The organism is Flavivirga amylovorans (genome assembly GCF_030540875.1).
Lineage (GTDB): Bacteria > Bacteroidota > Bacteroidia > Flavobacteriales > Flavobacteriaceae > Flavivirga > Flavivirga amylovorans.
In genome coordinates, this window is the sequence record NZ_JAUOEM010000006.1 from 341,172 (window position 1) to 352,426 (window position 11,255).

The following is an 11,255-nucleotide window of genomic DNA, read 5'->3' on the forward strand; positions in this document are numbered from 1 at the left end:
ATATGTTTGAAACCTTAAACTCATGATATATGTAATGTTTTAAATACCAAATTTGTATAAAACCTGACAATATTGTTCTTCCCTTTCTCAAAATCTGTTAACGATGGTAAATGCTGCGAAAAATATCGTTGTTGATGCGCACCTTCTATAACAGTTGAAATCAGCATATGCGGAAATTCAAAATCAGGATTACACTCAAGAACTAAATCGCTTACACGTTTTACAACACGTTTATAACACTTAAAATAGCCTTTTTCATTTTCAGCATCAACCGATTTGGTATGGTATGCTTTAGAAGATTCGTCAACTATGATCTTATGCAATAAAATTTCATTTATACTCGAGAAATCATTGTCATCTATAACTTCCTGTACAAGTAAATTTATAGCAATTTCTAACTTATCTTTTGGAGATTCTATATTTTGAATTTTATATGCTAACCTGTATTCCAACCAACTCCAGTACCAGTTTATAAGATAAATAAGAAGCATATGTTTACTCTCAAAATAACGATATATGGAACTTTCGTTTGAAGTTATTTCAACACCCAGTTTCTTAAAGGTAAAATCCTCAAACCCTATATCATGAATCATTTCTATACTCTTAGATACGATACGCTTACCAAGATCGGAAGATTTAGGATCCTTTTTATAAAGCCCCGAATTAATATTTATATGTACAGATATAGTGTTCATAATGATGTTTACAAATATAATAGTATTACTATTAAAAAACAATAGTAATACTATTAATTTAATTTATCATGACATAATAATTCCTGATTCACAACATTATCTTTTGATTTACAAGCCTTTATTGTAAAGTTATTTCGCTAATTTCTAACCTAAAATGCTCTTGTTTTTTATTTCCAATAAGAATAGCAACTTGCTCAATCGTTGATTTTGCAAACGATGGTATATTTAATGTTCTTCCTCTAAATGCTGGTTTAAAATCACTTAGTTTTAATTCTATAGTTTCTTTGTTATTAGATGTATCAAAGGTTTGTACATAAGAATAATAATGCCCTCTATCATCTTTTATTCTAAATTGATATGTTTTACCATCTCCTTTAATCTTCAATACAATTTTTGAATATTTTTTTACATCACTAATGCTACAATTATGTTTTATCATTGTAAAACCGCCATTATTTTTAGTAGATACTTCACCTTCAAAAACACCAAAATGATCACCAGAAAGGGTAAGCTTAGAGCCGGATAGCCCACCCATAACACCATCGTTTACAACATACCATGATGTTAGGTCACTATGGGCATTAAAGGCATAGATAGTTTGAGATGTTGTGTTCATAGTACATATATGTATGAAAATTATTACTAAAATACGCATCATTAAACAATTAATCATTTATCTTACAAATATATAAAATGTTTAACAATTTTAATAAAAGATTAAACAAAATAATATTAATCACTATATTTGTAATGCAAATAGACATTTAAACCAAACATGAAAATATTAGTTACTGGTACTACTGGTTATATTGGCAAGCGACTCATTCCTATATTATTAGAACTTGGACATGAATTGGTATGCTGTGTTCGGGATATAAATCGAGCGCCACAAGCACTAAGAAATCATATAAATGTTTCTATTATCGAGGTCGATTTTCTCAAAGAGGATAGCTTGAACAAAATCCCTAAAGATATCGATCTTGGATATTATTTAATACACTCCATGTCTTCTAGTGTTGAGAAATTTGAATCTTTAGAAAAACAATGCGCTATAAATTTTAGAAAATGTTTAGAACAAACCAAAGTAAAGCAAATCATATACTTAAGTGGTATTGTTAACGACAATCAGTTATCTAAGCATTTACAATCCAGATATAAGGTAGAGCAATTATTACAGTCATCCAAATATGCACTTACTACTTTTAGAGCAGGAATCATTGTTGGCAGTGGCAGTGCCTCTTTCGAAATTATACGAGATATTGTAGAAAAACTCCCTGTAATGGTGACTCCTAAATGGGTAAAGACCAGATGCCAACCCATAGCCATTCGAGATGTCCTTTCTTTTTTATCAAAAGCAATTAATCATCCCAAAGTTATGAATAAATCTTTTGATATAGTAGGACCAGACATCTTATCCTATAAACAAATGATGCTACAATTTGGAGCTGTTAGAAAATTAAAAAGATACATTTTAACTGTTCCCGTGATGACACCAAAGCTATCCTCATATTGGTTGTTTTTTATAACGGCAACATCATACAAATTAGCTATTTCTTTAGTAGATAGTATGAAAGTTGAAGTTATTGGAAACCCTAGCAATATTAATCAATTGCTGAATATAACTCCTATAAATTATACACAGGCAGTACAAAAAGCTTTCCAGAAAATAGAACAGAATAGTATTGTATCTAGTTGGAAAGATTCTTTAGTTAGCGGGCGATTTGATAAAAAGCTCTCTCAATATATAGAAGTTCCTCAGTTTGGTTGTTTCAAGGATATCAAAAAAAGAGACATCAATAATGAAACACAAACTACGAAACGTATTTGGGCCATTGGTGGTCAAAATGGTTGGTATTATGGTACGATCCTTTGGAAAATAAGAGGCTACATCGATAAGGTGGCAGGTGGTATTGGCTTACGGCGCGGCAGAAGGCATCCTAGTGAATTAGAGGCTGGAGATGCTTTAGATTTCTGGCGTGTGCTTTATGTTGATATGGAAGAAAAGCGACTCCTATTGTTTGCTGAAATGCGGCTACCTGGTGAAGCATGGTTAGAATTTAAAATTAATAATAATACCCTTACGCAAACGGCTACTTTTAGACCTAAAGGACTATGGGGACGGTTATATTGGTATGTCGTTTTACCCTTTCACGGTTTAATTTTTAACGGTATGATCAATAAAATTGCTGCCTGATCGCAAGCATTAAAATTTAAAAAAAATGAAAAAAATAATGTTATTCTTCATATTCCTCCTCATCAATTTTGGAGCATTGGGTATTGGTACTTTGCTTATGGAAAACGGACCAACTACAGAGTGGTATATGGATCTAAATAAAGCACCGTGGACGCCTCCTGGGTGGGTATTTGGAACTGCATGGAGTACTATTATGATATGCTTTTCTATTTACATGACCTTCTTGTATGATGCCTTAGCATCAAATAAAATAGCGATACTGTTTGCTATACAATTTTTATTGAATATTAATTGGAATTTTGTGTTTTTCAATCAGCATAGTATCACTTTAGGGTTTATAAATTTAATACTGCTCAGCTTATTGGTTTTTTACTTTTTGATTGCGTTTTATAACGTTATCAAACTCAAAAGCCTATTTATTGTGCCCTATGCCGTTTGGCTTTGTGTGGCAACATCTCTGAACCTTTACATCCTTATGTATAATTAAAACAAACGATATGTTTAATTTTTTTAAGAAAAAATCACCCCTTCAAAAGCTTAATGACACGTACAAAAAGCTATTGGATGACGCTCACAAACTCTCTAAAGTTAATAGAAAAATGAGTGACGAAAAATATGCCGAAGCTGACCAAGTATTTAAAGAAATAGAAAAATTAGTCTCTAAATTAAATTAGCTTATGAAACTCTATCAATTACATTCAAAACAAACATTCCCCATTTCAAAGCAAAAAGCATGGGAGTTTCTATCCAATCCGGCAAACCTAAAAGTCATTACTCCGAACCATATGGGGTTTCATATCTTGTCTGGAGCAGATCGGCCTATGTTTCCAGGACAAATTATTCAGTATAAAGTATCGCCTTTTCCTGGATATACGACCAAATGGGTCACGGAAATTACACATGTAAAAGAAGGGGAGTATTTTGTTGACGAACAGCGCTTTGGTCCGTATGCCTTATGGCATCATAAACATTTTATAAAAGACATTGACGGTGGTATAGAAATGGAAGATATTATTGATTATAAAATACCCTTTGGGATATTGGGGCAACTGGCGCATCCTATACTTGTAAAAAAACAACTAAAACAAATTTTTAGTTATAGAGAAAAAATACTAACGGAGCGCTTTGGTAAAATAGAATCCATTCCAAATGAGCTTACCTTAAAATCTTTTTAAATGAAACATATATTAATTATAGGTGGTACGCGAGGTATCGGAGCTTCCATTGTGAGTAAACTACAAGAAGACCACAAGCTATTTATTGCATCGCGTACCAATGACTCTTTGTCGCATCCAAATGTTGTTCATGTCCCATTTGATGCCACTAAAGATGATTTAAACACATCTAATCTGCCAGAAAGTTTAAATGGTTTTATCTATTGTCCTGGTTCTATTAATTTAAAACCATTTAAAATGATGGATTTAGATACTTTTGAATCGGATATGCAAGTCAATTTTTTTAGTCTAGTCAAAGTAGTCAAAGCCATTATACCTCGAATGTCTGACTCGTCAAGCATGGTCTTTTTTAGTACGATTGCTGTAGGAACTGGCATGCCGTTTCATACCAGTGTAGCAGCAGCTAAAGGTGCTGTAGAAGGTTTTGCTAAGTCTATGGCAGCAGAATACGCTCCTAAAATAAGAATAAATGTGATCGCGCCTTCATTAGTAAACACACCGTTGGCGGGTAGATTACTAAACAATGATAAAAAGAAAGAGGCTATGGGAGATCGCCACCCCTTAAAACGTGTTGGAGAAGCTCATGATATCGCACATATTGCCACCTTTTTATTGAGTGAACAAAGTTCCTGGATTACAGGACAAATTATAGGGGTTGATGGTGGACTCTCAACTTTGAATATCAATTAAATGAAAAAACAAACCGTTTCTGTTTTCTGGTTTAGAAGAGATTTAAGGCTTCATGATAATGCTGGTTTATACAAAGCATTGACATCGGGTACGCCTGTGTTGCCTCTTTTTATTTTTGATCCTGATATTCTTGACACACTAGATAAGGATGATGCCCGCGTCACGTTTATTCATGAACAATTAGAAAAAATTAATGACAAACTAAAAACATTCGGACGTTGTTTAGCCATCTATTACGGAAAACCAGAGGCTGTTTATAAACAATTAATGTACGAGTATCACATCACATCCGTTTTTACAAACCGAGATTATGAACCTTATGCTTTACAGCGTGATCAGCACATAGAAACACTTTTAATGTCTGAAGGCATCACATTTACAAGCTTTAAAGATCAGGTTATTTTTGAACGCAATGAGATTGTAAAGCAAGATGGTACGCCTTATAAAGTGTATACACCTTATTCGAAAAAATGGTTGGAAGCATTTAAAAATCAGAGCGTTCAAAACTATCCTTCTGAAAAACATTTAGAAAACCTTGTAAAAAATAATGACTCCATTTTCCCATCGCTACAAGATATGGGGTTTAAAGCCTCTGCAATAAAAATAAATGGTTATACCCTAAATGCAACTTTTATAAACGACTATGAAAGCAAACGAAACTTCCCTGCGCTCAACGGTAGTTCCAAACTTGGCGTTCATTTACGTTTCGGCACCGTAAGTATTCGAGATATTGTGTTGTTAGCTTTTAAACAACCAAATATCACTTTTTTAAAAGAACTCATCTGGCGTGAATTTTTTATGCAGATCTTATGGCATTACCCCGATACGGTAACAAAAGCCTTTAAACCCAAGTATGATTGGATTGTTTGGCGTAACGATGAACAGGAATTTCAGCTGTGGTGTCAAGGAGAAACTGGGTACCCGATTGTTGATGCTGGCATGCGCGAACTCAATACGACTGGTAATATGCATAATCGAGTGCGTATGGTGGTTGCTAGTTTTTTATGCAAACACCTGCTTATCGATTGGCGATGGGGTGAAGCCTATTTTGCTAAAAAGCTATTGGATTATGAGATGTCAAGCAATATTGGTAATTGGCAATGGGTTGCTGGATGTGGTACCGACGCAGCTCCTTATTTTCGTATTTTTAATCCAACTTCTCAAGTACAAAAATTTGACAAAGAGCTGAATTATATCCGAAAATGGGTACCTGAATTTCAAGAGCTTACCTATTCCTTACCATTAGTGGAGCATAAATTAGCTAGGGAACGTTGTTTACAGGTTTACAAGGATGCTTTGGAGTGATTTTATTTTACATAAGAACAATTATAATTCATTTTCAATATTATAATCAGTCATTATATAAAATTGCTTTATAAACTTTAATCTTCTGAGTTTTATTGTAATCGACCTTAGAATAGATAAAAATGAACCTGAACTGAAGTGGATTCGAACCACTCCCTTGGCCATACGGCCACATGCTACACTACATTACCAGCCCAGGTTCTTAAATTATTTTTTGTTTTAGAATTTTCCTTCAGCCATTTATTTTTGAAAGGCAAACTAGACCAATGAACAAATAGAATCACTTTAAAATCTTTGTTTTGTTCAGTATATTTTTTCATTTTGGACAGAAATTGCGAAAATTCTGGTTGGGTTTGATAACGCAACTTCAATCCTGCAAGTAAATTTAATAACTTGAAGCCCTTGTTATTTGATACATGAGCAAGCTTTTCTGTATAATATGATTTTGGTTCAATCAAGCCAAAATTTTTGGATTCAAGAAACTCTATAGCACCTAGATAATCTTTTGCTTTTAATAACTTCGTCACACCTTGTTCACATTTATGGATTTTACTCTGACTACTACTTTTGGACCTACGCCTCCTACGTGGAACTTTCGTACTAGTTGTCAAAAAGACTGTCGTGGTGAAACCTAACGAAATTCCAATGCTCGCTGCTAGTCTTAAAAAATCTTTCCTTTTCACTTCTATTATTTAGTTCTAAAGTTAATACAATATCAAAGATTTTACATTTCTTCTGGAAAACCACCGAGTGCATAAGTATATTATTGCAGTTAATGTTAAAACATTGACTGTTACTATTCCCCAATACCACCAAATGAATTTCAAATCGTTTATAATCCAGTATGATAAATATATTGAGCGTAGTGAGATTATAGCAATAATTCCAAACATGAGAATTGGATAGATATAATTATCAATGCTTGTGATGGATTTCTTTCCAAAAGATTTAGCCAACACAGACGGATGTAGTATATGATTTGGCTTTCGAAGAGGTAAACACCATCTTGGAAAAACTAAAGCTAAGTCTCTATTAATTTTATTAGAGACTTCATTTTGTAAGATCATTAAACCATTGTAGTAATAAAAAAACAATTTTTCCCTACTTCTGAAGAGATAAAAAATGAAAATCAAAATTAAAAAATTGCAGATAAGAGTGCTCAGATAATAGGGTCCTTTTGTTTTTCCAACAAAAGGCAATTCGAAATCAATTTGACTATGAGATAATGAAACATTTTTCTTGATGTCTTGTTGCATATCTCTTAAATAGATAAGTGAATTTCTGATTCTTTGTTCTCTATTTTGCAAATCGATTTTTGTTTCTTCTGAAGAAATTGTATCTATTTTCATCCGAACGACATCAAGAGCATATCTATTGTCTCTTATTTGATCGGATATATTCCCTACTTGGGTTTGATATCCGTTGTACTGATAAACCTCTTTTTTAACATTAGGGAGCATGGTTTCCATACTTATCCATATAAGGACTAGAGCTGAAAGCATGACGATAATCTCAGTTTCGAGTTTGTTAGCTTTAGCAATTGCAGCTTTTATATAGTTCTGTGCCAACTCTTTATCATTCATGCTGAAATTTAGTAAATATGTAACATAGAAACAAATTGTTTAGTTAAAAAACGTATGAAAATCAATCATTTTTTATTACGAAATTTCATGACTTTTTAAAGATATAATTAACAATCCATTCCATACACATTTTTCCTCCGCTCATCTGCCCTTTCAGCAAAAAGCGTATTCCATTACATTTTAAAAGATACATTTGAGAAGAAAAAAACCAAAGAAGATTTGAGGTAAGAACTTCGCTTTTACCAAAGCAAAGTTACATAACGCAGAACATTATAGTACATTTTAAAATGGGTTTATCCAGTGGATGAAGCCATTTATAAAACAGATGGTGCGTTGGTGAAATTATGATGTTTTACGATTAAGATCCATTTATAAAAAAAATGATAGCTATAATTCCATATTATGTAAAATATCCCAGAATGTGTTCGTTTCTATTTGCAATTGCCAATTCAAAGTCATATTATGTAGAACATTATAATACACTTTAAAAACCAATAAACTATTTAAATAAATCATCAACTACCAAACGAAGTTCTCCGTAAGTATATTTAGCATCTATCTTGTGTTTTAAATCTGATAGATTTTCAAATTTTGTTTTGGGAATAATCATTTTAAGTTCTTCGTAGTGGGTTTTAGAAATTAAATCGGTTATTTTTACTTCTCCAGAAGGTATAAAACTAGCCAAATGCCCCATAATGGTATTGACGTTCAAATCGCGTTCTAAAGCGATCATATCAGCAGATTTCCCTGTTTTAAACAAATCTAAAGAGATCTTTTTTGTATCCCCTTTCTTTTTCTTAGGTTTTGGAGCTTCAACAAAATCTATCTCACTGGCTGCAGATGTTTCTATATCGTGCTCGTCGCAATAGGCTCTAATCACTTCCAAAATAGCACTTCCATATTTTTCAACCCGAACCTTCCCCATACCATTAACCTGCAATAATTCTTTTTTATTAGTTGGTAGGGTTTCACACATATCGTATAGAGCTTTTTGTGTAAATACTTGATAATGTATCAAGTCTTCTTGCTTGGCTATATCATTTCGCAACTCACGTAGCAATTCAAATAACTCAATATTTGTAGTCCCATCAATAACTGTTTTTCTAGCCTTTTTAGGTTTTTCTTTAGCAAGAAAAACAGATTTAGCTCGTAATTCTAAAAAAGTATTAACATTAAAACCAGCTGTCAAACCTTCAAAATACAATAACTTAGTTGCCAACAATTCTTCTAAAGTGTCAAACTGCTTGAGAAGATCTTTTTCAATTGTTTTGTTATCTGTAGTAAATCCAAAGGATTTAATAGCTGGGCTTATATGTAATGCAGTCTGATCATTAAAATAGTTGATTGCTTTTATAAAACGTTCTTGAAGTGTTTTGTTCGACTCTGGCTCTTCTTTAGAAGCTTCAGCTAAAATATTTAGTTGCGCTTTAAATCCGTTGGCTACTTTTAGCAAGTCTGTCACACACGATTTCATCGTATTTAAAGGATCTTCAACTTGTCCTTCAATACTCGTTCTATTTTTATAATACATATCAAGTAGTCGTCCTATCGGATATAGAAATTTATAGAAATCGAATAATTCTGCGATTAAATTCAACTGAAACTCCGATTTTGATGCTAGCAAAATACGTTCGTCTGGCTGGTTTTCTTCAGCCATTTTATTAAAAGATAATACGTTACCATCGCTAATAATATGGCTAGAGTTTATTTTGCTATTTAATACCAAACCTTCTAAAGATTTACATCTACTTAGCGCTACATAGGTTTGTCCGTGAGCAAAAGCGCCTTGCGCATCAATAATCGCTTTTTCAAAGGTTAAACCTTGACTTTTATGTATGGTAATTGACCATGCCAACCTTAATGGCATCTGCGTGTAGGCACCTATTTTATTTTCGGTAATGGCTTTGGTTTCTGCATCTACACTATAATTAATATTCTCCCATATTTCTGGCGTGGTTACAATATTAAAATCATCATCTTGACAATGCACTATGACTTCATTGATATCCAGATGAATTACTTTACCGATTTTACCATTAAAATAGCGCTTTTCGGGTGAGCTATCATTTTTAATAAACATGACCTGCGCTCCTACTTTTAAGGTTAATTCTTCTTTGTTAGGATAGGCATACTCAGGAAATTTACCTTCAACTGTAGCACTATAAGTATAATGTTTCGTTTTAAGTTTATCAAGTTCTCTATTATTGGTCTGTTCTGCTTTATTATTATGCGTTGTTAAGGATATATAGCCTTCTTTTTCATCTGGTACAAAATCGGGTTGATAACGTTTGTTTAATTCGTCTGCCGAAGCTTGTGTTAATGTATTGGTTCGAATCTCATTAAGAATATTAATAAACTTAGGATTGTCCTGCCTATAAATATGCTTTAGTTCAATTGTAATGGCTTCACTTTGCATGTACGCTTGGCTACTAAAAAAGAAACCGTTTTTATAAAAAGGTTTCAATAATTCCCACTCATCTTCTTTTATAATAGGAGATAATTGTTGTAAATCACCTATCATTAATAATTGAACTCCTCCGAATACTTTATTTCTATTTTTAAAACGTCTTAAAACCCTATCAATACCGTCCAATAAATCGGCACGTACCATACTAATCTCATCAATAACTAATAAGTCCAGAGATTTAATAATGTTAATCTTTGTCTTGCTGAATTTTCTATTAAAACCAGAAGATGTATTATTCAGGTCTGTATCTGGCAAAAGGGGTCCAAAAGGCATTTGAAAAAAAGAATGTATCGTAACGCCTTTGGCATTGATTGCTGCCACCCCGGTAGGAGCTACAACAACCATACGTTTTAAAGATCTCATTTTTAACTTATGTAAAAACGTCGTTTTTCCAGTACCAGCTTTACCGGTTAAAAAAATATTTCTATCCGTATTATTAACAAAGTTCCAAGCTAAATCAAGTTCTTTATTTTCAGTCATTTTGCTTTTTATAAAACCGAACTAAAGATAAGAAAGCTACTACGAGTTTTAGGCTAAAATGTTTAAATAATTTTGATATATTTTAAAGACATAAAATCGTCCTTATGAAGGAAGTGTGTTAGACTCTACTGAACACGGTCGAACTGAGGTCTTCTTTTAAATTGGATCTTAATTCAAAAAACTTGTTTTAACGTCAGTTCGGCATATTAAAACTGATAATCAAATACTTAAAAGACTCCTAAGAAGAAATCATGTCATTCCCGACACTATCGAAAACAAAATATATTTTGTTTGAAGATATCAAGCAGGGCTTTCGAGGTGCCTGCCGGCAGGGAATCTCATCATAATGAGATGTCTCAAGTTTATCTTGAGCGCAGTCGAAAGGCTCATGCTTCGCGCTGTCGACATTACAAACAGCTGTATTTCAATGGATTATATAAGATGTTTTCAATAAAGTTTACATAGAAACTCACGTTATTTTAATACAAAAAGAGATTTCCACGTCTCCAAAAAGCGCCTTACAATGACCGTATAAGACAAAACGTATAAAAACAAAAAACCCTTCATATTTCTATGAAGGGTTTCTAAAAAAGGCAACGACCTACTCTCCCACGAATGTAGTACCATCGGCGCTAATGGGCTTAACTTCTCTGTTCGGAATGGTAA

General features: G+C 33.0%; 11 protein-coding genes and 1 rRNA gene. 6 read left to right on the top strand and 6 right to left on the bottom strand.

The window, feature by feature from the left end:
• Positions 1-20 precede the first annotated feature (20 nt).
• Positions 21-695 (bottom strand): TetR/AcrR family transcriptional regulator, encoded by a 675-nt coding sequence (locus Q4Q39_RS17575; protein WP_303283870.1) that lies wholly within the window; start codon positions 693-695, stop codon positions 21-23.
• Positions 696-813: 118 nt separating this feature from the next.
• Positions 814-1,311, bottom strand: coding sequence for a CIA30 family protein (locus Q4Q39_RS17580; protein WP_303283871.1), 498 nt, complete (start codon positions 1,309-1,311; stop codon positions 814-816).
• A 159-nt stretch (positions 1,312-1,470) separates the two neighbouring features.
• Here Q4Q39_RS17580 and Q4Q39_RS17585 point away from each other — a divergent pair, with 159 nt between their 5' ends.
• The 6 genes from Q4Q39_RS17585 to Q4Q39_RS17610 are packed head-to-tail and all read left to right on the top strand — an operon-like array spanning position 1,471 to position 6,059.
• On the top strand, positions 1,471-2,889 hold the full coding sequence (locus Q4Q39_RS17585) for an SDR family oxidoreductase (protein ID WP_303283872.1): 1,419 nt from the start codon (positions 1,471-1,473) through the stop codon (positions 2,887-2,889).
• Between the two features lie 25 nt (positions 2,890-2,914).
• On the top strand, positions 2,915-3,376 hold the full coding sequence (locus tag Q4Q39_RS17590) for a TspO/MBR family protein (RefSeq protein ID WP_303283873.1): 462 nt from the start codon (positions 2,915-2,917) through the stop codon (positions 3,374-3,376).
• 10 nt (positions 3,377-3,386) lie between these two features.
• Positions 3,387-3,563, top strand: a complete 177-nt coding sequence (locus Q4Q39_RS17595; protein WP_303283874.1) for a Lacal_2735 family protein — start codon at positions 3,387-3,389, stop codon at positions 3,561-3,563.
• A 3-nt stretch (positions 3,564-3,566) separates the two neighbouring features.
• Positions 3,567-4,064 (top strand): SRPBCC family protein, encoded by a 498-nt coding sequence (locus Q4Q39_RS17600; protein ID WP_303283875.1) that lies wholly within the window; start codon positions 3,567-3,569, stop codon positions 4,062-4,064.
• Positions 4,065-4,754, top strand: a complete 690-nt coding sequence (locus tag Q4Q39_RS17605; RefSeq protein WP_303283876.1) for an SDR family NAD(P)-dependent oxidoreductase — start codon at positions 4,065-4,067, stop codon at positions 4,752-4,754.
• Positions 4,755-6,059 (top strand): cryptochrome/photolyase family protein, encoded by a 1,305-nt coding sequence (locus Q4Q39_RS17610; RefSeq protein ID WP_303283877.1) that lies wholly within the window; start codon positions 4,755-4,757, stop codon positions 6,057-6,059.
• Positions 6,060-6,235: 176 nt separating this feature from the next.
• Here Q4Q39_RS17610 and Q4Q39_RS17615 read toward each other — a convergent pair whose 3' ends face one another.
• The 4 genes from Q4Q39_RS17615 to rrf all read right to left on the bottom strand — a co-directional run.
• Positions 6,236-6,742, bottom strand: a complete 507-nt coding sequence (locus Q4Q39_RS17615) for a hypothetical protein (protein ID WP_303283878.1) — start codon at positions 6,740-6,742, stop codon at positions 6,236-6,238.
• A 21-nt stretch (positions 6,743-6,763) separates the two neighbouring features.
• Positions 6,764-7,642: a hypothetical protein gene (locus Q4Q39_RS17620; protein WP_303283879.1), complete on the bottom strand. Its 879-nt coding sequence runs from the start codon at positions 7,640-7,642 to the stop codon at positions 6,764-6,766.
• A 499-nt stretch (positions 7,643-8,141) separates the two neighbouring features.
• Positions 8,142-10,589 carry a helix-turn-helix domain-containing protein gene (locus tag Q4Q39_RS17625; RefSeq protein ID WP_303283880.1) on the bottom strand — a complete coding sequence of 816 codons (2,448 nt, stop codon included), beginning with the start codon at positions 10,587-10,589 and terminating at the stop codon, positions 8,142-8,144.
• A gap of 588 nt (positions 10,590-11,177) precedes the next feature.
• Positions 11,178-11,255 (bottom strand): 5S ribosomal RNA (gene rrf, locus Q4Q39_RS20680); the annotation flags it as partial.